23 protein-coding genes are annotated in these 24696 nt (G+C 65.4%); 5 read left to right on the top strand and 18 right to left on the bottom strand.

The window, feature by feature from the left end; genetic code table 11:
- Positions 1-127: 127 nt before the first annotated feature.
- Positions 128-1318 (top strand): ABC transporter substrate-binding protein, encoded by a 1191-nt coding sequence (locus XH96_RS38285; RefSeq protein ID WP_194390400.1) that lies wholly within the window; start codon positions 128-130, stop codon positions 1316-1318.
- Positions 1319-1419: 101 nt separating this feature from the next.
- On the opposite strand, the gene XH96_RS38280 is transcribed toward XH96_RS38285, so the two are convergent.
- The 4 genes from XH96_RS38280 to XH96_RS38265 are packed head-to-tail and all read right to left on the bottom strand — an operon-like array spanning position 1420 to position 6018.
- Positions 1420-1806: an MAPEG family protein gene (locus XH96_RS38280; RefSeq protein ID WP_194390399.1), complete on the bottom strand. Its 387-nt coding sequence runs from the start codon at positions 1804-1806 to the stop codon at positions 1420-1422.
- A 27-nt stretch (positions 1807-1833) separates the two neighbouring features.
- Entirely contained in the window at positions 1834-2916 is a 1083-nt protein-coding gene (locus XH96_RS38275; protein ID WP_194390398.1) for a lipocalin-like domain-containing protein, read from the bottom strand.
- Entirely contained in the window at positions 2906-5368 is a 2463-nt protein-coding gene (locus XH96_RS38270) for an FtsX-like permease family protein (protein ID WP_194390397.1), read from the bottom strand. The genes XH96_RS38275 and XH96_RS38270 overlap by 11 nt, the downstream gene beginning before the upstream one ends.
- Positions 5365-6018, bottom strand: coding sequence for an ABC transporter ATP-binding protein (locus XH96_RS38265; protein ID WP_194390396.1), 654 nt, complete (start codon positions 6016-6018; stop codon positions 5365-5367). Before XH96_RS38265 ends, XH96_RS38270 begins: the two co-directional genes overlap by 4 nt.
- A gap of 144 nt (positions 6019-6162) precedes the next feature.
- Here XH96_RS38265 and XH96_RS38260 point away from each other — a divergent pair, with 144 nt between their 5' ends.
- Positions 6163-7500, top strand: a complete 1338-nt coding sequence (locus XH96_RS38260) for an MFS transporter (RefSeq protein WP_194390395.1) — start codon at positions 6163-6165, stop codon at positions 7498-7500.
- A 235-nt stretch (positions 7501-7735) separates the two neighbouring features.
- On the opposite strand, the gene XH96_RS38255 is transcribed toward XH96_RS38260, so the two are convergent.
- The 11 genes from XH96_RS38255 to soxX form a co-directional block, all read right to left on the bottom strand.
- The gene (locus XH96_RS38255) at positions 7736-9451 is read right to left on the bottom strand and encodes an amidohydrolase family protein (RefSeq protein ID WP_194390394.1); all 1716 of its coding nucleotides are present in this window, start codon (positions 9449-9451) and stop codon (positions 7736-7738) included.
- 217 nt (positions 9452-9668) lie between these two features.
- Entirely contained in the window at positions 9669-10880 is a 1212-nt protein-coding gene (locus tag XH96_RS38250; protein WP_194390393.1) for an MFS transporter, read from the bottom strand.
- Between the two features lie 273 nt (positions 10881-11153).
- A complete protein-coding gene (locus XH96_RS38245; RefSeq protein ID WP_061879759.1) occupies positions 11154-11312 on the bottom strand; it encodes a hypothetical protein in 159 nt (52 codons plus the stop codon).
- Positions 11313-11405: 93 nt separating this feature from the next.
- On the bottom strand, positions 11406-12443 hold the full coding sequence (locus XH96_RS38240; RefSeq protein WP_194390392.1) for an MBL fold metallo-hydrolase: 1038 nt from the start codon (positions 12441-12443) through the stop codon (positions 11406-11408).
- Positions 12444-12764: 321 nt separating this feature from the next.
- Positions 12765-13223 (bottom strand): hypothetical protein, encoded by a 459-nt coding sequence (locus XH96_RS38235; RefSeq protein ID WP_194390391.1) that lies wholly within the window; start codon positions 13221-13223, stop codon positions 12765-12767.
- Positions 13220-14971, bottom strand: coding sequence for a thiosulfohydrolase SoxB (gene soxB / locus XH96_RS38230; RefSeq protein WP_194390390.1), 1752 nt, complete (start codon positions 14969-14971; stop codon positions 13220-13222). The genes XH96_RS38235 and soxB overlap by 4 nt, the downstream gene beginning before the upstream one ends.
- A gap of 54 nt (positions 14972-15025) precedes the next feature.
- Complete coding sequence (locus tag XH96_RS38225) at positions 15026-15331, bottom strand: hypothetical protein (RefSeq protein ID WP_194390389.1); 306 nt, start codon at positions 15329-15331, stop codon at positions 15026-15028.
- Positions 15328-16191, bottom strand: a complete 864-nt coding sequence (soxA, locus tag XH96_RS38220) for a sulfur oxidation c-type cytochrome SoxA (RefSeq protein WP_194390388.1) — start codon at positions 16189-16191, stop codon at positions 15328-15330. Before soxA ends, XH96_RS38225 begins: the two co-directional genes overlap by 4 nt.
- Positions 16191-16502 (bottom strand): thiosulfate oxidation carrier complex protein SoxZ, encoded by a 312-nt coding sequence (gene soxZ, locus XH96_RS38215; RefSeq protein ID WP_194390387.1) that lies wholly within the window; start codon positions 16500-16502, stop codon positions 16191-16193. Before soxZ ends, soxA begins: the two co-directional genes overlap by 1 nt.
- A 15-nt stretch (positions 16503-16517) precedes the next feature.
- On the bottom strand, positions 16518-17009 hold the full coding sequence (soxY, locus tag XH96_RS38210) for a thiosulfate oxidation carrier protein SoxY (protein ID WP_194390386.1): 492 nt from the start codon (positions 17007-17009) through the stop codon (positions 16518-16520).
- A 25-nt stretch (positions 17010-17034) separates the two neighbouring features.
- A complete protein-coding gene (gene soxX / locus XH96_RS38205) occupies positions 17035-17385 on the bottom strand; it encodes a sulfur oxidation c-type cytochrome SoxX (RefSeq protein WP_194390385.1) in 351 nt (116 codons plus the stop codon).
- Between the two features lie 232 nt (positions 17386-17617).
- Here soxX and XH96_RS38200 point away from each other — a divergent pair, with 232 nt between their 5' ends.
- Entirely contained in the window at positions 17618-18292 is a 675-nt protein-coding gene (locus XH96_RS38200; RefSeq protein WP_194390384.1) for a DUF938 domain-containing protein, read from the top strand.
- Positions 18293-18411: 119 nt separating this feature from the next.
- Here XH96_RS38200 and XH96_RS38195 read toward each other — a convergent pair whose 3' ends face one another.
- Entirely contained in the window at positions 18412-20478 is a 2067-nt protein-coding gene (locus XH96_RS38195) for a prolyl oligopeptidase family protein (RefSeq protein ID WP_194390383.1), read from the bottom strand.
- Between the two features lie 208 nt (positions 20479-20686).
- On the opposite strand from XH96_RS38195, the gene XH96_RS38190 reads away from it, so the two are divergent.
- Together XH96_RS38190 and XH96_RS38185 are read left to right on the top strand one after the other, a co-directional pair.
- Complete coding sequence (locus tag XH96_RS38190; protein ID WP_194390382.1) at positions 20687-21934, top strand: MFS transporter; 1248 nt, start codon at positions 20687-20689, stop codon at positions 21932-21934.
- A 207-nt stretch (positions 21935-22141) separates the two neighbouring features.
- Positions 22142-23386 carry an MFS transporter gene (locus XH96_RS38185; RefSeq protein ID WP_194390381.1) on the top strand — a complete coding sequence of 415 codons (1245 nt, stop codon included), beginning with the start codon at positions 22142-22144 and terminating at the stop codon, positions 23384-23386.
- A 75-nt stretch (positions 23387-23461) separates the two neighbouring features.
- On the opposite strand, the gene XH96_RS38180 is transcribed toward XH96_RS38185, so the two are convergent.
- Positions 23462-23956: a VOC family protein gene (locus XH96_RS38180; RefSeq protein WP_194390380.1), complete on the bottom strand. Its 495-nt coding sequence runs from the start codon at positions 23954-23956 to the stop codon at positions 23462-23464.
- Between the two features lie 89 nt (positions 23957-24045).
- The gene (locus XH96_RS38175) at positions 24046-24591 is read right to left on the bottom strand and encodes a carboxymuconolactone decarboxylase family protein (RefSeq protein ID WP_194390379.1); all 546 of its coding nucleotides are present in this window, start codon (positions 24589-24591) and stop codon (positions 24046-24048) included.
- Positions 24592-24696: the final 105 nt, after the last annotated feature.

Raw genomic sequence — 24696 nt, 5'->3', positions numbered from 1 at the left:
TCCGGGACGACACCGTTAGCTTGGCGCACCCCATACTAACGACCAACGTGAAACGGATGGGCACGCGCGGGGTTCTTCACTAGTATCCGCGCGATTTCAAAACAGAAAACTACTGGGAGCTTAACGAATGAAATCAGCATTTTTAGTTGCCGCAACCTCGGCCGTATTGTTCGCCGCGCCGGCCTCCGCGCAAGGCGTCAAGATCGGCATCCTCAACGATCAGTCCGGCGTCTATGCCGACTACGGCGGCAAATGGTCGGTCGAAGCGGCCAGGATGGCGATCGAGGATTTCGGCGGCGAGGTACTCGGCCAGAAGATCGAGCTCATCACCGCCGACCACCAGAACAAGCCGGATCTCGCCAGCTCGATCGCGCGGCGCTGGTACGACGTCGAGAACGTCGACATGATCACGGAGCTGACGACCTCCTCGGTCGCGCTCGCGATCCACGAGCTTTCCAAGGAAAAGAAGAAGATCGATATCGTCGTCGGCGCCGCAACCTCGCGCCTCACCGGCGACGCCTGCCAGCCATACGGCTTCCACTGGGCCTACGACACCCATGCGCTCGGCGTCGGCACCGGCGGCGCACTGACCAAGGCCGGCGGCGACACCTGGTTCTTTCTGACCGCGGATTACGCCTTCGGCTATGCGCTGGAGAAGGACACCAGCGAGATCGTCACGGCCAATGGCGGCAAGGTAGTCGGCTCGGTTCGTGTGCCGCTCAACTCCTCGGACTTCTCCTCCTTCCTGCTCCAGGCGCAGAGTTCGAAGGCGAAGATCGTGGGCCTCGCCAATGCCGGCCTCGACACCACCAACTCGATCAAGCAGGCGTCCGAGTTCGGCATCGTCTCCGGCGGCCAGAAGCTCGCGGGCCTCTTGATGACGCTCGCCGAAGTCAACGGCCTCGGTCTCCAGGCCGCGCAGGGCCTGGTGCTCACCGAGGGCTATTACTGGGACCTCAACGACAAGACGCGCAATCTCGGCGAACGCTTCCTCAAGCGCACCGGCCGGATGCCGAGCATGATCCATGCCGGCACCTATTCGGCGACGCTGAGCTACCTGAAGGCCGTCAAGGCCGCCGGCACCAAGGATCCGGATGCCGTCGCCAAGAAGCTGAAGGAGCTGCCGGTCGACGACGACTTCGCGCAAGGCGGCAAGGTGCTCGAGAACGGCCGCATGGTCCACGACATGTATCTGTTCGAGGTCAAGAAGCCCTCGGAGTCGAAGAAGCCGTGGGATTATTACAAGCTGCTCGCCACCGTCCCCGGCGACAAGGCCTTCTTCACCGCCAAGGAAAGCGGCTGCCCGCTGACGAAGTAGGGCAAAGCCGGTGCCACACATTCCGCTGTCGTCCCGGACAAGCGCGCTTCAAGCGCGCGCCGATCCGGGACGATACCGAGTTTGTGTCCGCAGCTCGGCCCTCACACCAACCGCAACACCACAGCACCCATCGCCCCGACCCACAGCGCCATTGCGGCGAGCGCCTGGATTGCAAAACCGGTGCCGCGCTTGGCCGCCGCCTTCGAATAGCCGACGAAATAGACGATACGGCCGATAATCCAGACCACGCCGATGCCCGCCGCGATGGCGTCGCTGATGTAGATCGCGAACAGCCACAGCGCCGGCAGGAAGATCGGCATCCATTCCAGCGTGTTCATCTGGATGCGGAAGGCCCGTTCGAAATCCGGATGGCCCGACATCGCGGGCACCTTGACGCCGGTCGCGGTGCGCGAGCGCGACACGTTGATGCAGGTGAAGAAATAAAACGCGATCGCCAGCAGCGTGACGAGGGCGGTGAGATGATACATCGCTAGTCCCTTCGAAGAGGTCGCGCCTCAATACCCTGTCAGCTCGAGATAGCCAACGCCGTCATGCGAGCCGGCAAAGCTGATCGGCCCTTCCCAATAGGAGAAGCCGGTCCCCATCCAGGCCTTGGAATTGAGCGGCCTGCAAGCAATCGAGAATGATCGCGAAGGGATCGCGATCTGCCATTCCACCGGCAGCTTGCGTCCCGCAACATCCGCGGTGGCGCTTGGCATCATCTGGATGTCGCCTCCTGCGATCATCTGCGTCCCGCCTGTGGCGCTGATCCAGTTGCCGAATGGATAATCGTTGCCGTCCTTCTGCCGCAGCCGGTACAGCATCAGCTTGTCGCCGGACGCGAGATGCAGCGAGAGCCAGTCCCAGCCGGTCTGGTCGGCATCGAGCGGCTGGCTGCTCCATTCCCTGTCCATCCAGGCCTGGCCCGACACGTCGACCGGCCTGTCGTCGATGGTGAGCGTGCCGCGCGCGCGGTAGAACGGCTGGCTGTAATAGTAGGACGCCTGCCCGCGCTCGGACTTGCGGCTGTAGCCGCCATCGCCCTGCAGGACCACCGGACGATCGGCCTCGAGAGTCAATGCGTAGCTGAAATCGGTGCCGGACGCCTTCAGTGTCAGCGGTGCCAGTGTGCGATCGCCGGTGCGCTCTAGGCCCTTCATCTCCCAGTCGTCGATCCAGGCATCGAACGGCTTGGCCGTCACGCCGGCCTGCCCGACGCCGCCGCGCGAAAACGTTTCGTTGAAGCGGTGCGTGTCGGCCCGTGTCACCGCGGCATGCGCCATCCACACCTGCTGATTGGCCCAGCCTTCGCCTTGTGGACCCGGCTGCGCGGCCTGGCGGAACAGCGTCCATTGCAGGCCGCAAGCCGCGCCGCTGCCATCGACCAGGTTTGCCGTGAGATACCACCACTCGATGCGAAAGTCCGGATGCGGCCCGTGATCGGCGGGAAAGGTGAATGTCTTTCCCGGCGTGACCTTGGCAAAGCCGTCGGCGGTCTCGCCGAGCCCGGCATAGCCCTGCGCGCCGGCGCGCCGCGCGAGAGCGAGCGCGGCGATGCCGGCGGCGAAGGCGCGCCGCGAGATCCGGTCAGCGCTCATTGGCAAACACCTTGACGAGAGTCGCCGGCTGCATCCGCGCCAGCCGCAGCACCGGCAGCAAGGCGGCCACCAGCGAAGCAAGCAGTGCGACCACGACCAGCTCGACCAATTGCAGTGGAAACACGTGGAACGGCAGCCGCCAGCCGAATGCCTTCACATTTACGATCGCAATCAGGCACCACGCCACCAAGAGGCCGAGCGGCACCGCCAGCAGGGACGTGAACAGTGCGACCGAGAGCGTCTTGGTCAGCTCGATCGCGGCAAGGCGCGGCCGCGTGACGCCGATCGCCCACAGCGGGGCGAGCTGCGGCAGGCGGGAGTTCGCCAGCGTCAGCAGGCTTGTGAGAAGCGCGATGCCGGCGACGCCGAGCGTGAAGGCGTTCAGCGCGGAGGTCACGGCGAAGGTGCGGTTGAAGATGCGGATCGATTCCGCCTTCACTGTCGCCTGGTCGGCGACGCTGCGATCGTCGAGCGCAAACTGCTTCTGCAAGGCCGCGATCAGGCCGGGGATATTTTCCTTGGCAACGATCAGGCCCATCCGCGTCTGCGGCGTCTGCGGAAACTGCCGGATCAGCGCCGCGACGTTCACGGCCAGCTGCCCCCTGGGATTGCCGTAATCGGCATAGATGCCGACGATGTCGAGCTCCCAGGTGCCGCCCGGCGCCGGCACTTCGATCACGTCACCGAGGCGCACGTTCAGCCGGCGGCTCAACTGCTCGCTGATGAAGGCGGCATTGCCCGGCACCAGACGGGTCCAGGCGCGGGGCGCGGCTTGCAGCAGCGGCCAGCGCTCGCGATAGAGCGCATGATCGGGCAGGCCGAGCAGCTCGACCGGCTGGCCTTGAATCTGCGCTTCCGCACGTCCGCCCGAGAGGATCGCCTGGACGTCGCTGCGCTCCTTCAGCCAGCTGCGGATCGCAACGCCCTGCGCATTGTCGGACGCGCTGATGTAGACGTCGGCGGCGAGCCGCCCGTCGAGCCAGCCGATGAAGGTGCGGCTGAAGGTCTCCACCATGGTTGAAACGCCGACATTGACAGCGAGCGCGAGCAGCAGCGCCATCAGCGCGAGCGACAATCCGGAAAGCTGTTGCCGGCTGTCCGCCCAGAACCACAGCGCAAGCGGGCCACGCGCGACGCGCTGGCCGGCGTGCAGGATGATGTCGAGGAAGGCCGGCAGGATCAGCGCCGCACCCAGCATCAGGGCCGCCAGCACGCCAAAGCCCGCGATCAGCGATTGCCCGTAGTGGAGCAGCAACAGGGCGACCGCGAACACGGCGCAGGCCGCACAGCTCTGCAGAACCAGCCAGCGGCGTTGCCGTTGCTGCCAGGCGCGGGGCTGGGCGGTTGCCAGCACCGGCATCCTGACCGCCTTGATCAGGCTCGTTGCGGCCGCCACCAGCGCGCCCGCCACGCTGATGCCGATGCCGGCGAGCCACCATTCGCCTCGCAGGCTGAGTTGCCCCGGAATCTGCGCGCCATAGAGCCCGCGCAGCGATGCGGCGACGTCGGGCAGCAGGGCAGCCGCGATGAAATAGCCGCAAGCGAGCCCGATCAGCCCGGCGATCAGCGCCAGCGCCACCAGCTCGATCACCAGCACCGTGTTGACCAGCCGCGCCGAGGCGCCGCAGGCGCGCAAGGTCCGCAGCATCGGCAGCCGCTGCTCGAAGGCGAGGCCGACGGCCGAGTTGACGATGAACAGGCCGACGAAGAACGACAGCAGGCCGAACGCGGTGAGATTGAGATGGAAACTGTCGGTGAGATGCTCCAGCTCCGTCTCGGCATCCGGCTCGACCCGCTGCAATTGCTCGCCGACGACGCTGGCCAGCGGCGCCGGCTTGCCCTTCGCCTTGCCGATCAGGAGCCGGGACACCTGATCCGGCTTGTTGAGGAGGCGCTGTGCCACGCCGATATCGACCACGAGCACATCGGGCACGAGCTGCGGCAGCACGCGCAGCGGCGGCAGCTTTGCGCCATTGCTGATCGCCGGCGCCGCGCCTTCCGCCTCATGCAAGTCGGCCAGCGTCTCCCGCGCCACCAGCGTCTGGCCCGGCGGCGCGACGAAGCTGCTCAGATCCGAGGCGCCGAGCCGCGGCGCGTTGCCGACATCGGCCGGCAGCGTCACCGGCTCGATGCCGAGCAGCCGCACCGAGCGGCCGTTGATCTGGACCCGCCCCTCCAGCACCGGCGAGACCGGCCAGCCCGCGCGCCGGAGCTTGACGAACAGCTCCTGGGAAAACGTCGCCGCCTTTGGCGCCACCAGCATCGCCGTGCGCGCGCCGCCGAATGTTGCCGCGGCACGGTCATAGGCATTGCGGGCCTGCTGGTTGATCGCCTGCACGCCGCTCCACAGCGCGGTCGCCGCGACCAGTCCGATCAGCAGCGTGGCAAACTGCATCTTGTGGCGCCGCCAGTGGCTGAGCAGCACGGCGAGGATCCACAACGCGCGCCTCATGCGATGCGCCCCGCATGCAGGGTGAGGTGACGGTCGAGCGTCGCAGCCAGATGCAGGCTGTGCGTCACCATCAAAAAGCCGCAGCCGGTGCGCGCGACCAGGTCGCGCGTCAGCGCCAGCACGTCCTCGGCGGTGGTCTCGTCCAGATTGCCGGTCGGCTCGTCCGCGAGCAGCAGCGAGGGCTTTGTCGCCAGGGCCCGGCCGATCGCGACCCGTTGTTGCTGGCCGCCTGATATTTGCTCTGGATAACGCTTGAGCAGGCCGCCGAGTCCGAGCCGCTCGACAAGCTCCTTGATCCAGGCCCCGTCATGCCTGCCGGCGATCCGCGCCTGGAAGGCGAGATTGTCCGCGACCGAGAGGCTCGGGATCAGGTTGAATTGCTGGAAGACCAGCCCGATGCGATCCCGCCGCAAGCTGGCGCGTCCCGCATCCGACAGCTTGGTGACCTCGATCTCCTCCAGCTGGATCGTGCCGCCGTCGGCCGCATCGAGCCCCGCGATCAGATGCAGCAATGTGCTCTTGCCGCTGCCGGACTCGCCGGTCAGCGCGACGCGCTCGCCGTGCCTGAGGTCGAGATCGACGCCGCGCAGCACATGGACCGGCTCGCCGGCCGAGGAGAACGTCTTGGACAGATTTCGGATGCTCAGCACGATGAATGGCGCCGGACGGAATTGACACAATTGCTGCGTAGCACACTTGCTGCGGAAATGCCGGGTTGCGTTGGTCCTGAAGCCGTTGTTAGTTTCCAAGATGGCCAAATCAAAAAAGTGCCAAAAAGACATACGGGGAGATTCATGAGCGCTCAGGGAACGCCGTCGGCGGCGGGCAGGACGGCAGGGGAATCCAAGGCAACGCCGAAGGGCGCCTGGACCATTACATTTCTTCTCTTTCTCTTCATGGTGGTGAACTTCGCGGACAAGATCGTCGTCGGTCTTGCCGGCGTGCCGATCATGACCGACATGAAGCTCAGCGCCGAGCAGTTCGGCCTGCTCGGGTCCTCGTTCTTCTTCCTGTTCTCGATCTCCGCCATCGTGGTCGGCTTCATCGTCAACAAGGTGCCGACGCGCTGGGTGCTGCTTGCTCTGGCCGTCATCTGGGCGCTGGCGCAATTTCCGATGGTCGGCACCGTCTCCTTCACCACGCTCCTGATCTGCCGCATCGTGCTGGGCGCCGGCGAAGGCCCGGCCTTCTCGGTCGCCGCGCACGCCATCTACAAATGGTTCCCCGACGAGAAACGCACGCTGCCGACCGCGATCCTGTCGCAGGGTTCGGCCTTCGGCGTCATCCTCGCGGTGCCGGCGCTGAACTGGATCATCGTCAACCATTCCTGGCACTATGCCTTCGGCGCGCTCGGAATCGTCGGCTTGATCTGGGTTGCGGCCTGGCTCGCGCTCGGCAAGGAAGGACCACTGGAGGACACGCATGTCTCGGCTGCGGCCGAGCCGAAGATCCCTTACCTGCAGCTTCTCACCTCGCGCACCTTCATCGGCTGCGTCGCCGCAACCTTCGGCGCCTATTGGGCGCTGTCGCTCGGCCTGACCTGGTTCACGCCGTTCATCGTCAAGGGGCTCGGCTTCTCACAGAGCCAGGCCGGCTTCATCTCGATCCTGCCCTGGGTGTTCGGCGCCACCATCGTCATGCTGACCGGCTGGATCTCGCAGGTGATGATGGCGCGCGGCTACAACACCCGTGCGGCGCGCGGCGTTCTCGGCTCGGTGCCGCTGGTGATCGGCGGGCTGATCCTGGCGATGATGCCGCATGTCCAGGGCGCGGGCCTTCAGATCGCGCTGCTTGTGGTCGGCTCGGGCCTGTGCGGGGCGATCTACGTCGTCTGCCCGCCCATGCTCGGCGAATTCACGCCGACGTCGCAGCGCGGCGCGGTTCTCGCGATCTACGGCGCGCTCTACACGCTCGCCGGCATCATCGCGCCGGCCGTGATGGGCGCCACGATCCAGCGTGCCGGCAGCACGCTCGACGGCTACATGACCGGCTTCACCATCAACGCCGTGATCATGGTCGGCTCCGGCCTGCTCGGCCTGCTCCTGCTCTGGCCGAATACGGAGAGGGCCAGGCTGACGCGCGGCGCCGCTCCGCAGGCGGCTGCGCTGAATGGCGCGGTGTCGCCGGGGTAAGGGAGGCGGTCAGGCGCCTCAACCACAACTGTCGTCCCGGACAAGCGTAAGCGCAGATCCGGAACCCCCGCGCGAGCGCTTGCGCTCGTCGCGATAATCACAGGGAGTGGTTTGGCGAAGGCTCGGAGCTAGCAGCTTCGCACCACACGTCTCCCTGCGGTTATAAATCCCCGCTTTCGCGGGGATGACAGCGAGGATGTGTGAGACGCTTTTGCGTCTCACACATGGAGGTCGCCTAATTCACCCCCTGCGCACCACGAATCAGCCTCCCCGGCCGGCGTCCCGTCGCCTCGCCCTGTCGCCGCGTCACCGCGCCCGACACAATGGTCGCGTCGTAGCCGTCGACATCCTGCAACAACCTCCGTCCGCCGACGGGCAGATCGTAATGCACCTTCGGTGGATGCAGATGCAGGCGGTCGTAGTCGATCACGTTGACGTCAGCTTTATAGCCCGGAGCAATAAGTCCGCGGTCGGTGAGACCAACCGAGAGCGCGGTCTTGCGCGACTGCGCCGCGACCACGAACGGGATCGTGAGCTTCTCGCCGCGCTTGCGGTCACGCGTCCAGTGCGTCAGCAGATAGGTCGGGAAACTCGCATCGCAGATGATGCCGCAATGCGCGCCGCCGTCGGACAGGCCCGGCACCGATTGCGGGTCGAGCAGCATCTCGCGCGTCGCATCGAGATTGCCGTCGGAATAGTTGAGGAATGGCACGTAGAGCATGCCGCGGCCCTCGTCCGACAGCATGGCGTCATAGGCGAGCTCTTCCGGCCGACGCCCTTGCCTGCGCGCCTGCGGTCCCAGCGCGTTCTCCGGCGGCTGCTCGTAGTCGGGGGGATCGCCGAGCAGGAACATCTTGTCGTAGTCGGGGCGGAAGAACAGCGGATCGTCGGTCGCGGTCGCCGTCTCGCTCAGGATTGCCTTGCGCACATCAGGCTGATGCAGCCGCGCCAGCCGCTCCTGCAGCGGCAGATGGGCGATCGCCCTGTAGCTCGGATGGGTCTGGAAAGGGTTGCGCGATAGCTCGAGCCCGAGCAGGAGCCCGACAGGGCGCGCCGCGATCTGCGCGGTGATGGAGAGGCCGCGCCGTGCCGCCGCATTGATCTCGTCCAGCGTCTGGCGCCAGCGCTGCGGCGCCTTGTCGTTCTGCGTGATCGAGAACGAGATCGGGCATTTCGTCGAGTCTGCGACCCGCAGCATCATCGGCAGGTCTTCGTGGAGGGTGGAGAGGTCGAGCACGAATTGCAGCACGCTGCGGCCCTGCCGGTGCATCGCGCCGGCAATCGCGGTGAGCTCGTCCTCGCCTGCTTTCAGCGTCGGTGTGAAGTCGCCGGTCGAGGTGCGGTGATTGAGTGTGCGCGAGGTCGAGAAGCCGAGCGCGCCCGAGCGAACCGCCTCACCCGCGAGCTTTGCCATCGCCGCATTGTCCTCCGCGGTCGAGGGGTCTCGGCGCGCGCCGCGCTCGCCCATGACGTAGACGCGCAGCGCCGCATGCGGCAGTTGCGCGCCGACATCGATGTCGAAATCGCGCCTGGAGAGCCAGTCCATGTAGTCCGGAAAGCTCTCCCAGGCCCAGGGAATGCCGGCGCTCAGCACCGGCTCCGGAATATCCTCGACGCCTTCCATGAGCTGGATCAGGCGGGTTTGGTCATCAGGCTTGCACGGCGCAAAGCCGACGCCGCAATTGCCCATGATCGCCGTGGTGACGCCGTTCTGTGAGGACGGCGTGATGTCCTGGCTCCAGGTGACCTGCCCGTCGTAATGGGTGTGCACGTCGACGAAGCCCGGTGTCACCAGCTTGCCGCGCGCGTCGATCTCTTCGCGGCCTGCGCCTGCGACCTTCCCGACCGCGCTGATCTTGCCGCCGGTGATGGCGACATCAGCCTCGAACAGTTCGCCGCCGCTGCCGTCCGCGACGGTGCCGCCGCGGATCACGAGATCAGGGGTGCTCATGGTGTTTCTTCCCGTTTCGTTGTTGTTTGTTCTCTTCGTCCCGGACAAGCGCGCCAAAAGCGCGCGCAGATCCGGGACCACAGGGAGAGGTGTTACGAAGACTCGGAGTTACCAGCTTCGCGTGACAATCGCTCCCTGGGGTTATGGGTCCCGGCCCCCCGTGCGCAATTGCGCACTAGGCCGGGACGACAGTTGAATTCGGGGCTATACCGACTGCTCAATTTGCAGCACCTTGCCGCTTCCGTTCCGTGAACGGCGACAGCACCACCGTCGCGAGCATGAAGATCACGGACGCGCCGAACACCCAATGCGGCGCGCTTTGATCCATGATCCAGCCGAACAGCAGCGGTGAGACGATGCCGCCGAGATTGAAACCGGTGGAGACGATGCCGAAGGCGCGCCCCGCAGCGCCGGCGGGCGCCGCATTGCGCACCAGCATGTCGCGCGAGGGCGCGATCACGCCGGAGAGGAATCCCGCGGTCGCCATCGTGACGGTCAGCGCCCAGCCCGGCAGCGTCACCAGCGCGATCAGCAGCACGATTGCCGCGTTCGCCGCAAAGCAGGCCGCCGCGACATAGCCGTGACGCTCGGTGTGGTCGGCGAGGAAGCCGCCCGCGAGCACGCCCGCGGCGCTGGCGGCGAGGAATGCGGTCAATGCGACGTTGGCGATCGAATAAGAGGCACCATACCCGCTCATCAGCGCGACCACGCCGAAATTGTTGATACCTGCGACCGACAGGCTGAGCAGCATGAACAGCGCGGTCAACGTGATCAGCGCTGGCGTGATCACCGCCTGCTTCGGCGCGCTTTCGCCACCCGGCTTCTTCTTGTGCGCGCCGGCCTCGGGAATACCCATGGCGATCAGCAGCAAGGCCACCAGGATCGCGACCGCGCCAGACGCGATCAGCGCACCGACGCCGCCGGACAGGGTGACCAGCGCGGCAACGATCGCCGGCGTCACCGCACCGCCGAGATAGCCGGCAAAGGTGTGGACCGAGAAGGCGCGCCCCATCCGCGCTTCGTCCATGTGCTCGGCCAGGATCGCGTAATCGGCGGGATGATAGACGCTGTTGGCGAGGCCAAGCAGCACGGCGCAGGCGATCAGCGAGGCGTAGCTGAGGTGCAGGCCGAGCAGGATCAGCGCGAGCCCGCCGAGCGTCAGCCCGACCAGCAGGATTTTGCGCGCGCCAAAATGGTCGACGAGATAGCCGATCGGCGCCTGCGTCAGACCCGATACGACGGCAAGCGTGGTAAGCGCGAAGCCGAGCTCGACATAGCCGACGCCGAGCTTTTCCCTCAGGAACGGAAACAGCATCGGCAGGACCAGCAGATGGAAATGGCTGACCCAATGCGCGATCGAGATTCCGGTCAGCGTGCGCAGCGCGTTGTCCGCCTTGCCTTGCTGCGGTGCGGCGAGAACGTCGACCATTGCAGTTCCGTTTCACTCCCGATGGACGCGCAAACTATCGGGGAGGGCAGTTATTTGTCCATGAACGCAGGCGCATGGCAGCTAGCGCGGGCGGGGGAAGTGAGGGGCATCGGGTGTGCCTCCACGCCGTCGTCCCTGCGCACGCAGGGACCCATACCGCGTGATATCTCGATTGTGGCAGGTCGCAGTACCGGACAGCGATCCGCCGCCAAACTCCTGCCTGTGGTTATGGGTCCCTGCGTGCGCAGGGACGACAACGGAGTTCGGGGCTACTCACAACGGCTCGTCATCCGGGCCATATCGATCACGCTTCGGCGTTGCGATGTCACCGTCTTCGTAATCGTCGTCGTCAATCTCGCGCCGGGGCGAGGGCTTCTTTGCCTTGTCTTGCGCCTGCTTCGGCGGTTCGCTCGGTTTTACGGTCTTGGCCATGGCTGATCCCGGATGGGTGATGCTGCATCCGAATGAATCTATCCGCCCAATATGTGCGGTTCCTGGCCCAACTCAAGGCTCGCGACGAAGCCCTCAGTGCAGCACCGGCCCGCCCGCCTTCTTCCAGGCATCGATGCCGCCGGCGATATGGGCGGTGTTGAGAAGTCCCGCTTCCTTCGCGGCCGCAACCGCCATCGCCGAGCGTTCGCCGAAGGCGCAGAAGAACACCACGCGGCGGCCGGTGGCGGCCGCGACCTCGCGCAGCATGCCGCCGGGCCTGAGGCTCTCCTCGACGGAGGGATAGGGCGTGTGCAGCGCGCCTTCGAGCGTGCCGTGCTTCAGCCGCTCGTTGGTCTCGCGCAGGTCGACCAGCAGGATGTCAGGCCGGCCGAGCGTGCGGATCGCCTCGACGGCGCTGAGCGCGCGGCCTTCCTTTTCCAGCTCCTCCTGATGCAGGCCGACATGCATGTTGGCGGGCACCGCCACGTCCATCATCTTCGGATTGGGCAGCTTCAGGTTCGCCATCAACTCGATATATTCGTCCACCGAGCGCACCTGGAGCCGCGGATTGTACCGCTTCTCCTCGCCGATGGTGGAGACGGTGTCGCCCTTGTAGTCATGCGCCGGGAACACCATCGTCTCGTCCGGCAGCTTGAGCAGGCGGTTGAAGATCGAATCATACTGGGCGCGCGAGGATCCGTTCTGGAAATCGGTGCGGCCGGTGCCGCGAATCAGGAGCGTGTCGCCGGTGAAGACGCGGTCTCCCATCAGATAGGAATAGGAATCGTCGGTGTGACCCGGCGTGTACATCACGTCGAGCGACAAGCCCTCGATCGTCACCTTGTCGCCGTCGGCCACACGCATCGCCACCACGTCGGCCTTGGTCTGGTCGCCCATCACGGTCATGCAATGGGTGCGGTCGCGCAGTTCGCCGAGGCCGGTGACGTGGTCGGCATGCAGATGGGTATCCACCGCCTTCACCAGCTTGAGGTCGAGCTCGCGCAGCAATTGGCAGTAGCGGTCGACCTTTTCCAGCACGGGATCCAGGATGAGCGCCTCGCCGCCGGCGCGGCTGGCCAGGAGATAGCTATAGGTGCCCGAAACGCTGTCGAAGAGCTGGCGGAAGATCATGGCGGGAAGTCCGGCAGTGGAACCAATTTTGGAGATTCTACTACATTGCGGGCCGGAAAGAGAAGCAATTCACTGTGTAGACAGGAAAATTTAGAAGATTCTTATTGCGGAGTTAGGGGCGCGCCGTTTCCCACCCACCGCTGTCATCGCCCGCGCAGGCGGGCGATCCAGTATTCCAGAGGCATCGTGGGATACGGAGAAGCCGCGGCGTACTGGATTCCCCGCTGGAGCCTGTCATCGGGCTCGCCGAAGGCGAGACCCGGTGGCGGGGAATGACACCGAGAGTGGGGAAACAGAGTGCCACAACTCGGGACGGCCCCCCTACGGCCGCACCAATGTGTACCCGTTCTCCGCCAGGAACAGGATCTGCCCAACCCCGACCTGCACCGGCGTTGCAGCGGGGATGAACTCCGGCCGCTTGCCGGTTTCCCGCTCGATCGTATCGACGGTGTTGAGGCAGATGTCGAAGCGAACGCCTTGCGCGATCAGGCTCTCGACCTGCTTGCGGCGCTCGCTGCCGGCAAGAAGCAGGTCGATGCCGGGGCCGAACACCACCACTTCGATCGCGACCTTGTCGGGATCGTAGGCCTTCAGCAGGTTATTGGCGACGCTCAGCACCAGCGCCTGCTTCTTCGCATCGCCATCGGAGAGCTGCAGCACGATCCTGTGCTCGGCGAACGGCTTGTCCTGGAGCGGCACCTGCTGTGCCAGAGCGGGCGGGGCCACCGTCCAGACGAGCAGTGCCAGCATCATCGCGGCCAAGAGCTGCGATCGCATCATCCCTGTCCTGCAATGCCTGGATTGCCCTCGACTCCCTTCAGCGTCACGCCGGAGCCGAGCCGCTCCGGCAACATCCGGCCCGAGCGCAGATATTTGCCGACGACGTCCCACACCGGTGCGCCCTGCTGGCCGTTGACCGAGGCCCAGCCCGCGACCTTGTAGCGGTGTCTGGCGCTGAGCGTCTTGCCGCTGCCAAGCCTCAGCTCCGAGATGCGGCTGCCGATCGCGGCTGTCGGCGTGCAGGTGTAGCTGAGCCCGCCGACGCGCACCATGTCGCCGCCCTGCTGGTAATAGGGATCGGCGTTGAAGAGATTGTCGCAGACGTCTTCCAGCACGTCCTTGATCTGGGCTCCCGTCATGTCCTGCACATAGGTCTCGGGATAGGTGATCGCGGTTTCCGCGAGCAGATCCTCCATGGTCAGCGCCTGGCCGGGCAGCGCGGTGACGCCCCAGCGGAAGCCCGGAGACAGCGCGATCTCGGCGTCGAACTCGGCACGCAGCGCGGTGCAGATCAATTCGTCGACGGGCCCGGAGAAATTGTCGCGGCGGTAGAGCAGGCGATCCGGCGTTGCGATCTTCTCCGACCAGTCGCTCACGTGCGGCGCGCGCAGCCGGCCGATCAGCTCGGCCATGGCAGGGTCGGGCTTCAGCAACTCGGAATAGACCGGCAGCAGATGATAGTGGATGTCGCTGACCTTGCCCTTGTCGAGTGCAAGATCGAGCACGGCCAGGAATTTCCCGTTGGAGCCGGCATTGGTGACGAGCGTCGTGCCGCTGGCATTCTTCACGGCAATCGGCTGCGGTACGGCATCGTGGGTGTGGCCGCCGAGGATGACGTCGATGCCGGTGACCCGGCTTGCGAGCTTGAGGTCCACATCCATGCCGTTGTGCGACAGCAGGACGACGGCGTCGACCTTGTCGGTGCCTCGCAGGGCATCGACATGCTTCTGCAACTCCTCCTCGCGGATGCCGAAGCTCCAGTCCGGTGTGAACCGCTTGGGGTGCGCGATCGGCACGTAAGGGAAGGCCTGGCCGATGATCGCGACCCGGTGGCTGCCGATCTCCTTGATGACAGACGGCTTGAACACGCGGCCGGTGGCCTTGTCGAAGGCGGGGGCGTCGTTGAACGCGGCTTCCTCGGTCAGGAACACGTTCTGCGCCAGGAACTCGCCCTTGAAGCGCTCGAGATTGTCGCGCAGCGCCTGCTCGCCATAGGTGAATTCCCAATGCCCGGTCATCGCCTCGATGCCGAGCAGATTGGCGACCTCGACCATGTCGCGGCCCTGCATGACGTTGGCAAGCCCGGTGCCCTGCCAGAGATCGCCACCGTCGACGAGAAGTGAGCGCCTCTCGCCGACATCGGCACGCAAGCGGTCGACCAGCGTCTTCAGATGGGCAAAGCCGCCGAGCTTGCCGAAGCGGCTAGCGGACTTCTCGAACTCGAAGCAGGTGAAGGCATAGGCATCGGCGCTGTCGGGCCGGATGCCGAACCGCTCCAGGAAGGCGCGGCCGACCAGATGCGGCGGCCGTCCCGCCATCTCACCGACGCCGATATTGACGCTGGGCTCGCGGAAATAGACCGGATTGAGCTGCGCGTGCGTGTCGGTGATGTGCAGGATCCGCGCATTGCCGAACCGCTCGAGGTCGTAGATGCCAGCGGTCTCGGTGCCGCGGGCCAGCCGCGGCAGGCCGAGCGCCGCGGCGGCAAGGCCTGCACTTCTCAGGAAATCGCGGCGGCGGATCGCCATCCAAGAATTCTCCGCGCCTCTCGTGATCGTCGGACTATTCCACTCAGGCGCAGTCTAGCGGATTTCCATCGCCTTCCAGGCTTCTTTTTCGGACGTGGCCTGGAAGATCGATGCCTTCGCCAGCGCCTCGGCCTCCCTGGCTGCGGCAACCGCACGGTCGAAATCGCCGCCGTCGGCAGCCTTCCTCGCTGCCGCCAGCGCAGATACGGTCACGGTCCATTGATTGCGCATGCCGGCTGCCTCCTTGGAGGCGGCTTCGGCGGCGGCATAGGCCGCCTTGTAGTCCGCCTCGTTCGCCGCGCGCGCGGATGGCGCAAGGCTCAAGACCAGCAGCATGGCGAGAGCAAGTGACCGCTTCATGGCCGTGCTCCCGGTCCCGAGATCGGCAGGCCATTGGCGACGTAGGACAGGAAATATTCGACGTCGCGATATTCGTCCGATTGCGGCTCCAGCGGAACCGCGCGGGTCTGGCTGTTGCAGGTGACGAAGCGGCGGCTGGTGGTGCCCATGCCGCTCCATTCGGAGCGGTAGATCGGCATCGCGTTGAGGATGCCGAGCGCCGGTGCCAAAGTCTCGGCGCGGATGCGCTCACCCGGACTCTGCACATGGCAGCTGGCGCAGGAGAAATTCATCTGGCCGCGCCGGGTGTAGAAATAGCGCTTGCCGTTCTCGTACGCCGCCAGCGCACGGGGATCGTCGGGAATCTTGATGTCCATCGGCCTGCCGCGCGAGGTATAGGCCATGTAGGCGGTGAGCGAGGCCATCTCGTCCTTGACGTAGGAATAGGGCGCTTCGCCATTGGCCTCGCGGCAGCGGTTGAGTGCGAGCTCCAGCGTGACGACCTTGCCTTCCTTCTCGTCGAAATAGGGATAGTTCTGTCGGATGCCGATGCCGCCGTTCGGGAAGCAGTCGGCGTAGGTCTTGCCGTTCTTGAAAGGGGTCGAGAACATCTCCTTGCCGGCATCGAGCGCGAACTCGTAAGGCGGGAATTCCTCCTTCTCCTGCCACTGCCGCTTCATGTCCTCGTTCATGGAGTAAGGACCGTTGACGAAATCCTCGTGCTTCACGTTCGGAAACTTCTGGAAGAAGAAATTCTGGAACGCCTTGGCATCGGCGACGGGATCGACCTTGTCCGCTGCGATGACGCGCGTTGCGGCGAAAGCGAGCGCCGCGAGTGCGACGAAGGCTGAGCCGAGCAGAACAGTGGCGCGCTGTTTCATCACGCGATCTTCGCGGTCGTCGTATCCGACGCACCCTTGTTGTCGGTCCAGGAGATCTTGAGCTCGTCGCCCTTCTTGGCGCCCCTGAAGCTGAACTTGACGTAGGGGTCCTTGGAGACCGCAGTGCCCCAATTGGCGACGAAGACCTCCTTGCCGTTACATTCGAACTTCAGCTCCTGGATGAAGTGCGCCGGAATCGGCTCGCCCTTGGAATCCTTGACGAGGCCGGTGTCCATGGGGTGCTGGATCAGCGTCTGCACCTCGGTGATGTCGCCGTTGGACGTTGCGCGCACGCGAATGCTGGATGCCATGTCGAAATGCCTCGCTTAACCGCCGCAGCCGCCGACGGTGACCTTGACCTCTTTGGTCGCGCTGTAGAGCTTGCCGTCGGCTTCCACGATCGCGGTCAATTTGGTGGTCTTGGCCATCTTCAGCCGGTTGGCGACGGCAGGGATCGTGCCTTCGGGAATTCTGTAGCTTGCCGCGAGCGCGTTCGGGTTCTCGGCCACGAAGAACGAGATCGAGGTGACCTTGTCGAGTGACGTCGTCACAGAGATCGGCACCACGCCGCCGTTCTCGGCGATCTCCGGCGCGTCGAGCTTGACCTTGTCGGACGGCTCCGCGGTCCTGCCATAGAGGGCCTTGATCGCGTCGGCCTCGTTCTTCTGCTTGAACGCCTCTTCCGGATATTTGTCGTTGGCCGCGGCGCGCGCGGGAGCGGCGCCGAACGGCAGATTGCCGAGGCCGAGCAGCGCGACGGAGGCCGCGCCCTGAAGGATCAGGCGCCGCGTCGGATGAGCGCCGATGGTCGTGGTCATCTCAAGTCTCCTGGGCAGCCGGCCGTTACAGGGTCTGCAGGAAATCAACGATCGCGTTGATCTCCTGTTCGGTCAAAATCCGGTTCCGGCCGAACGGCGGCATCATGGTCTGCGGATTGCGCTTGGTCTCGTCGAAGATGATGGCGAACAGCTCGTTGCGATCGGGGTACTTTGCCTTGATGTCCTTCAACTCCGGCCCGATCGTTCCCGGCAGGTCGCCGCCTTTGATGACGTGGCAGGTCAGGCAATTGCCCTTGCCGCGGTCGAAAGCGAGATTCTGGCCTGCGGCCATGGTGGACTGCGCCCGCGCCGGGGCCGCGCCGGCGACAAGGGCCAGCGCAACCAGCAGGGCGGGCTTGCAAGGAAAGACGGTCAAGGCATCGTCCGGAGCGGTATGTCGATGATGTCGTTTGCGGAACTGTTCAAAAGCACAAAGGGCATCGCCTGACAATCAACACTATGCACGCGGCAAAATGGAGTTAATATCCCGCGCACATTGCAACCGATGAGATAGTTCGTTCATCGGACCGGCTGGAATTAGCAAATTATTCTCGGGGCCGTTTTGACCCTGAAACGTGTTTTCTGCTTTACATTATTGGGGACGTCACTTGGCTGAATATGTCGTCGAATTTGGCAGGGATGGCGGACGGGTCGAGCCGGATGGCCGGCTCGATGCGCCGGCCTTTCATCGCAATCACGAACCGATCTGGGCGGCGCTGGAAAAGTATCTCGCGGGCTGCACCGGCAACGTGGTGGAACTCGGCAGCGGAACCGGCCAGCACGTGGTTCATTTCGCCCGCCACGCGCCCGACCTGATCTGGTGGCCGAGCGACCTCAACCAGCGCCATCTCAGGAGCATCGAAGCCTGGCGCGTGCATGCGGGCCTGCCGAACATCCGCTCGCCCTTGCGGATCGATCTCACCGATCCCGACTGGTGTCCGGAGATGAAGAGCGGGCAGGGGCCGACAAGCCTTGCGGCCGTGTTCTGCGCCAATGTCATTCACATCGCGCCCTGGGCCGTGGCCGAAGGCCTGTTCGCCGGCGCCGGTCGCTATCTGCGCGCCGACGGCAAGCTGTTCCTCTACGGCCCCTTCAAGCGCGACGGCAAGCACACCGCGCTCAGCAATGCGGTGTTCGACACCTCCTTGCGCGAGGGCAATCCCGATTGGGGCGTACGCGATATCAGCGATGTCGAAAAGCTCGCAAAGGCGGTAGGCCTTGGCCTCGTCGATACGATCGAGATGCCCGCGAACAATCTGACGCTGGTGTTTGCGAGAGGCTAGGAGGTCGTCATGCCCGGGCTTGTCCCGGGCATCCACGTTCTTCGAGCGACAAGGCAAGGCGTGGATGGCCGGGTCAAGCCCGGCCATGACGATGTGGAGACGTCAGCGCCGCACCCACGCTAACCTTCGTCCTTCCACCCGATCCTCTCCTTCAAGAACCGGAAGCCGAGCACCTCGAAGCCGGCGCGCTCCTTGTTGTCCTTGCCGTAGCCGTGGCCGCCGGCGGCCGGCTCGTAGAACCAGGCTTCAAAGCCCATCGCCTGGAGTTTTGCGGCCATCTTGCGCGCATGGCCCGGATGAACGCGGTCGTCGCGCCGCGTGGTCGCGATCAGGATCGGCGGATAGGCCTGCCCGATCTTCACGTTGTGATAGGCGGAGTAGGTCTTCAGCCACTCCCACTCGTCGGGCTTGTCGGGGTCGCCATATTCGGCGATCCAGCTCGCGCCCGCGAGCAGCTTCGTGTAGCGGCGCATGTCGATCAGCGGGATGGTGCAGAACAGAGCGCCGAAGCGCTCGGGGTAGCGCACCAGCATGTTGGTGATGAGGATGCCGCCGTTCGATCCGCCCTGCGCCGCGATGCGCTTCGGCTGCGTCACGCCGCGGCGGACGAGGTCAGCGGCCACTGCCGCGAAATCGTCGTGCGACAGCTTCTTGCCGGCCAGCCGTCCGGCATCGTGCCAGCGCGTGCCGAACTCGCCGCCGCCACGCAAGTTTGCCTGCACTGTCGTGCCGCCGCGCTCCAGCCACAGCTTGCCGAGCGAGGCATTGTAGTACGGCTTCACGGCAAGTCCGAAGCCGCCATAGGCACTCATATAGACCGGCGCATCGCCGGTTTCCCCGGCGGGCCCGGTCTGCACATAGGGAATTCGCTCGCCGTCAACAGAGATCGCCTCGTGCTGCGTCACGACAAGGCCGTCGGCGGTGAACGTCTTCGGCGCCTGCTTCAGCACGATCGGGCTTGCGAGACCGCGCTCGATCAGCAGCAGCGAGGGCGGCGTCAGCGGATCCTGCACATTGGCGAGCAGGTCGCCATTGCTTTCGGTGGGATGGCGATCGAGCGGCCAGACGTCGACGACGCCGATTCCCGGCAGGCCGCCAAGTGTCTCACGGCTCCAGCTGGTAGCGGATGGCGTGCAGATCTCGAAGCGCGGCTTGAGCTCGTCGAGGATCGAGAGCACCAGCTTTCCGGCAGCCCAGAACAACCCTTGCAGCGCGCGCCGCGGTGCGGGCTCGAACAGGACGACAAAATCGCGGCTGCCTGCGAGGAAGGCGGAGAGCGAGATGCCGAGCACGGTGTCGGTGGCATAGGTCTGCCCCTCGACCGCCCAGTCCTTGCGCAGCTTCATCGCGAACCAGTCGCCATGCGCCTGCATCCAGATCCCGGTCGGCAGATCGAGCTTCGTCGTCGTGCCCGCCGCATCGCGCAGCCGGATCGCGTGATTGAAGAAGTCGATCTGGTCGACGATCCACACCCGCGGCGCCGCGCCGGTGTCGTCGGCGCTGCCATAGATCGTCATGTGATCGGCCGCGGTCTCGATGATCACCTCCGCCTGATCGACAGGCTGGCCGCGCCGCCACAGGCGAACCGTCCGCGCATATCCCGAGCTCGTCGCCATGCCCTCACCGTGCGCGCTCGACAGCAGCAGCGTGTCGGCATCGAGCCAGTCGACGCTGCCCTTGGCCTCCGGCAGCGTGAAGCCGTCCGCCACGAAGCTCTTCGTGGCGAGGTCGAACTCGCGAAGCGTGACGGCGTCGCTGCCGCCGCGTGACAGGCTCAGAATGGCGCGCGAGCTGCCCGGCATCGTGGCGATCCCGCCGAGCAGCCAGTCCTCGCCTTCGCTTGCAGCGAGCCGGTCGATATCCAGCATGGTCTCCCATGCCGGATCGGCCTTGCGAAATTCCGTCAGTGTCGTGCGCCGCCACAGGCCGCGCGGGTTGCTGGCGTCCTTCCAGAGGTTGTGAAGGTCGTTGCCGCGCCGGCTGACATAGGGAATGTTGTCCGGCCGGTCGTAGATCGCCGCGAGGGTATCGCGGTCGCGCGCGAAAGCCGCTCCGCCGAACGCGGCGAGCGTCAGGCTGTTCTGCCGCTCCACGAAATCGAGCGCCTGCGTGCCCTCGATCTCCTCCAGCCACAGCCAGGGATCGTCGTCGGGAGCGCTGAGCGTGGGCCTGTCGTCGAGGGACATGAGCGAAACTCCAAAAACTCGCGGCGGATAGGATTTGATCGAGCGCAAGCCGTCAAGGGCGCGATCCGTTATCATTCGTTCGATTGCGTCAGAGGCATGGCCTGCGCCCGTTTGCGCCGGTTGTTCACCTTCCCCCGCCCCTCCATAGTGCCGGGAATCAACAGAGCCCTCGTGAGCCCTTGAAAGTCCCCTTGGGGCGGAAATGCCGATGCTGGACGTGACTGCAGTCAACGAGATCGCCGACGACGCCCGCGTGCGTGCCAATGTGGTGCGCCTTGCCGCGGCGCAGGCGCTGACCGGCGCCAACTCGGCCGTCATCTTCGCCACCGGCGCGATCGTCGGCGCCACGCTCGCGCCCGACATGTCGTTCGCGACCGTGCCGATCTCGATGTATGTGGTGGGACTCGCCGCGGGCACGCTGCCGACCGGCGCGATCTCGCGCCGCTTCGGTCGCCGCGTGGCCTTCGTCATCGGCACGGGCCTTGGCACGCTCACCGGCCTGCTCGGCTCGTTCGCGATCCTTCACGGCTCGTTCGCACTGTTCTGTGTCGCGACCTTCCTTGGCGGCCTCTATGGCGCCGTGGCGCAGTCCTATCGCTTCGCCGCCGCCGACGGCGCCAGCGCGGCCTATCGGCCCAAGGCGGTGTCCTGGGTGATGGCGGGCGGCGTGTTCGCCGGCGTGCTTGGTCCGCAGCTCGTGCAATGGACCATGGATGTCTGGCAGCCCTATCTGTTCGCCTTCAGCTTCCTGGTGCAGGCCGCGGTCGCGCTGGTCGCCATGGGCATCGTCGCCGGCGTCGCCATGCCGAAGCCCGCGCCGGCCGATCTGCACGGCGGCCGGCCGCTGCTCGCCATCGTGACCCAGCCGCGCTTCATCGCGGCGGCGCTGTGCGGCGTGATCGCCTATCCCATGATGAATCTGGTGATGACCTCGGCGCCGCTCGCCATGAAGCTGTGCGGCCTCAGCGTGTCCGATTCCAATTTCGGCCTGCAGTGGCACATCGTCGCGATGTACGGACCGAGCTTCTTCACGGGTACGCTGATCGCCCGCTTCGGTGCGCCCAGAATCGTGGCCGCCGGCCTGCTGCTGGAAGCCGGCGCCGCCGGCATCGGCCTCTCCGGCCTCACCGCCATGCATTTCTGGGCCACGCTGGTGGTGCTCGGCGTCGGCTGGAATTTCTCCTTCATCGGCGCCTCCGCGCTGGTGCTGGAGACGCACCGGCCGCAGGAGCGCAACAAGGTGCAGGCCTTCAACGATTTCCTGGTGTTCGGCATGATGGCGATCGGCTCGTTCTCCTCCGGCCAGCTGCTCGCCAATTATGGCTGGTCGGCGGTGAACCTGGTGGTGTTCCCGCCTGTCGTGCTGGGCCTTGCCGTGCTCTCGCTGGTCTCCTGGGCGCGCCGCCGCAAAGCGCGGCTGGACGCGGCCATGGGCGAGTTTCCGGACGCTGTCTGATGGCGGGAGGCTGTCAGCAGCGTTGATACTTCGATCCAGGCCGAAGTGATTTTCTGGTGAGGGTTAGTTAAATGTCGTCATGACCGGGCTTGTCCCGGCCATCCACGTCTCAGGCGCGGATCGAAGAACGTGGATGCCCGGGCATGGGCGAGCGGAAGCGACGCGGTCCTTCAGACGGCTATGCCCGGGCATGACGGAGTAGGCGGCATGCTCGACAACTTTCAACAGCCCACAATCGACGAATCCTCCCTCCGCTACGAAGGCTGGCGCATCGTCGCGGTCTGCTTTCTGCTCGCCACCTTCGGCTGGGGTCTCGGCTTCTACGGCCAGAGCGTCTATGTCGCCGAGCTCCAGCGCGCGCGGGGCTGGCCGACGACGCTGATCTCCGCTGGGACGACGTTCTTCTATCTGTTCGGGGCGCTGCTGGTGGTTTTCGTCGGCGAAGCCGTGCGGAAATACGGCCCGCGTATCTGCCTGATTGCCGGCACGCTGGCGATGGCGGCGGCCGCGGTCGCCATCGGCGCGGTGCGCGAGCCCTGGCAGCTCTATCTCGCGAACGCCGTGCTCGCCTTCGGCTGGGCCGGCACCAGTCTCGCCATGATCACCAACACGATCAGCCTGTGGTTCGACCACAAGCGCGGCATGGCGATCAGCCTGGCACTGAACGGCGCAAGCTTCGGCGGCATCGTCGGCGTGCCGCTGCTGGTGACGCTGATCGGCCATGTCGGCTTCGCCGGCGCGATGTATGCCGCCGCCGGCGCCATGCTGGTGCTGCTGCTGCCGGTCATCCTGCTTCTCGTCGGCCATCCGCCCGATCGTCACGGCTGGCACGCGACGGCGAAGGCCAAACCGCAATCCTCGACGCAGATCCGCGCATGGGCGCTGCGTGACGTCGGCTTCCTCACGGTGACGATTGCCTTCGCCCTGGTGCTGTTCGCCCAGGTGGGCTTCATCGTGCACCTGATTTCGTTCCTCGATCCCGTGATCGGTCGCGAGCGCGCCGCCGTCGCCGTCGCGGTGCTGACGGCGATGGCCGTGGTCGGCCGCGTGCTGTTCTCGCTGGTGATCGACCGCCTCGATCAGCGCCTCGCCTCCGCGCTGTCGTTCCTCAGCCAGGCGGCGGCGCTTCTCGTCGTCATCAATCTGCACGATGACTATGTGCTGATTGCGGCTTGCGCGGTGTTCGGCTTCTCGGTCGGCAACCTCATCACGCTGCCGTCGCTGATCGTGCAGCAGGAGTTCGACAGCGCCGCGTTCGGCGTGCTGATCAGCTTGAACACGGCGATCAACCAGGTGACCTACGCGTTCGGCCCTGGCGTCGTCGGGGCCTTGCGCGATCTCTCCGGCGGCTACGCGCTGCCGTTCTATCTCTGCATCGCGCTGGAGGTGGTGGCCGCGGCGCTGATCATGGTGCGGGGGAAGGAATCTCGCAGGGTGGGCAAAGGCGCATAGCGCCGTGCCCACCATCGGACTCTCCACGCGTGCCGCAAGAAACGGTGGGCACGCTATGCTTTGCCCACCCTACGATCACGCTTCCCGCTGTTTCAGCAACGCCTCCACATCCAGCCGCTTGGTGAACATCGCCAGCTTCCCATCCGGTCCGAACGGCCATTGCTCCCTGGGCCTGTCCCAATACAGCTCGACGCCGTTCTGGTCTGGATCGCGCAGATACAGCGCCTCGCTGACGCCGTGATCGCTGGCACCATCCAGCGCAATGCCGGCCGTGAGCACCCGATGCAGCGCATCCGCAAGCGCGGGGCGCGTCGGGTAGAGGATCGCGGTGTGAAACAGCCCCGTCGCATCAGGCGGCGGCGGCGAGCCGCCCTTGCTTTCCCAGGTGTTGAGCCCGATGTGGTGATGATAGCCGCCGGCCGAGATGAAGGCGGCGCCCGAGCCCATGCGCTGCATCAGCTCGAAGCCGAGCACGCCGCAATAAAAGCCGAGCGCGCGATCGAGATCGGCGACCTTGAGGTGGACGTGGCCGATCCTGGTGCCGGCGGCGACGGCGGGGGTTTGCGACATGGGAATGCTCCGTAGCTGATCTCCAGATAGGGCGGGGCTCGGGACAGCGCCATTGCTCATCTCGAAACCCATCGTTTCTAGATAAGAAGCTAAGCCAGCTCCGACACCTCGCCCTCGGGCAGGCCGAACGCGAACGTGTTGAGCGTCATCGACACCAGCGTGTAATAGCCGCACAGCCCGATCACCTCGACGACGCCGCGCTCGCCGAGCAGCTTCACCGCCTCGTCGTACAGCCCCTTCTCGACGCCGTGGCCCTCGTGCAGCGACTTCGCGAGATCGTAGATCATCTTCCCCTTGGGGTCGTCGAACTCGGGCGTGCGGCGGTCGCGGATCGCGTCGATGATCTCGGGCTTCATGCCACCCGCGAGCGCGAGGCGCTTGTGCGCATACCATTCGTAATGCGCGGTCCAGTGCCGCGCCGTCACCAGGATCGCGATCTCCGAAAGCTTGGCCGGGAAGATCGTGTCGAAGCGCATGACTTCGCCGAGCCGCGTCGCGTGACGCGCCATCTCCGGACTGTTCAGCCAGGCCATCATCGGCGCCGGCGGCTTGCCGCGCTTGCCGGCAATCGATTCGTCATAGGTCTGCCGCTGGCTCTCGTTCATTTCGCCAGGCGAAAGGAGCTTCAGGCGCATTGTCGTTTCCTCTTTGTTTTCAAGCACCGTCTTGCCGCGACTATAGCCGACTGCGCCTGCGGAAGTGGTTGAATTCCGCGGGGGCTTGGCCCAGAGTCGTGCCCA

Source organism: Bradyrhizobium sp. CCBAU 51765, from assembly GCF_015291725.1.
Lineage (GTDB): Bacteria > Pseudomonadota > Alphaproteobacteria > Rhizobiales > Xanthobacteraceae > Bradyrhizobium > Bradyrhizobium liaoningense.
This window is presented reverse-complemented; position numbering and strand designations above follow the sequence as displayed.

Bases quoted from the DNA above. Each gene is read 5' to 3' on its own strand.
- XH96_RS38180 (WP_194390380.1), bottom strand. From the start codon at position 23,956: ATGTCGCAAACCCCCGCCGTCGCCGCCGGCACCAGGATCGGCCACGTC.
- XH96_RS38225 (WP_194390389.1), bottom strand. From the start codon at position 15,331: ATGAAGCGGTCACTTGCTCTCGCCATGCTGCTGGTCTTGAGCCTTGCG.
- XH96_RS38275 (WP_194390398.1), bottom strand. From the start codon at position 2,916: ATGAGCGCTGACCGGATCTCGCGGCGCGCCTTCGCCGCCGGCATCGCC.
- soxY (WP_194390386.1), bottom strand. From the start codon at position 17,009: ATGACCACGACCATCGGCGCTCATCCGACGCGGCGCCTGATCCTTCAG.
- XH96_RS38190 (WP_194390382.1), top strand. From the start codon at position 20,687: ATGCTGGACGTGACTGCAGTCAACGAGATCGCCGACGACGCCCGCGTG.
- XH96_RS38245 (WP_061879759.1), bottom strand. From the start codon at position 11,312: ATGGCCAAGACCGTAAAACCGAGCGAACCGCCGAAGCAGGCGCAAGAC.
- soxZ (WP_194390387.1), bottom strand. From the start codon at position 16,502: ATGGCATCCAGCATTCGCGTGCGCGCAACGTCCAACGGCGACATCACC.
- soxB (WP_194390390.1), bottom strand. From the start codon at position 14,971: ATGGCGATCCGCCGCCGCGATTTCCTGAGAAGTGCAGGCCTTGCCGCC.
- XH96_RS38280 (WP_194390399.1), bottom strand. From the start codon at position 1,806: ATGTATCATCTCACCGCCCTCGTCACGCTGCTGGCGATCGCGTTTTAT.
- soxA (WP_194390388.1), bottom strand. From the start codon at position 16,191: ATGAAACAGCGCGCCACTGTTCTGCTCGGCTCAGCCTTCGTCGCACTC.
- XH96_RS38285 (WP_194390400.1), top strand. From the start codon at position 128: ATGAAATCAGCATTTTTAGTTGCCGCAACCTCGGCCGTATTGTTCGCC.
- XH96_RS38250 (WP_194390393.1), bottom strand. From the start codon at position 10,880: ATGGTCGACGTTCTCGCCGCACCGCAGCAAGGCAAGGCGGACAACGCG.
- XH96_RS38195 (WP_194390383.1), bottom strand. From the start codon at position 20,478: ATGTCCCTCGACGACAGGCCCACGCTCAGCGCTCCCGACGACGATCCC.
- XH96_RS38255 (WP_194390394.1), bottom strand. From the start codon at position 9,451: ATGAGCACCCCTGATCTCGTGATCCGCGGCGGCACCGTCGCGGACGGC.
- XH96_RS38270 (WP_194390397.1), bottom strand. From the start codon at position 5,368: ATGAGGCGCGCGTTGTGGATCCTCGCCGTGCTGCTCAGCCACTGGCGG.
- XH96_RS38240 (WP_194390392.1), bottom strand. From the start codon at position 12,443: ATGATCTTCCGCCAGCTCTTCGACAGCGTTTCGGGCACCTATAGCTAT.
- XH96_RS38185 (WP_194390381.1), top strand. From the start codon at position 22,142: ATGCTCGACAACTTTCAACAGCCCACAATCGACGAATCCTCCCTCCGC.
- XH96_RS38235 (WP_194390391.1), bottom strand. From the start codon at position 13,223: ATGATGCGATCGCAGCTCTTGGCCGCGATGATGCTGGCACTGCTCGTC.
- XH96_RS38175 (WP_194390379.1), bottom strand. From the start codon at position 24,591: ATGCGCCTGAAGCTCCTTTCGCCTGGCGAAATGAACGAGAGCCAGCGG.
- XH96_RS38260 (WP_194390395.1), top strand. From the start codon at position 6,163: ATGAGCGCTCAGGGAACGCCGTCGGCGGCGGGCAGGACGGCAGGGGAA.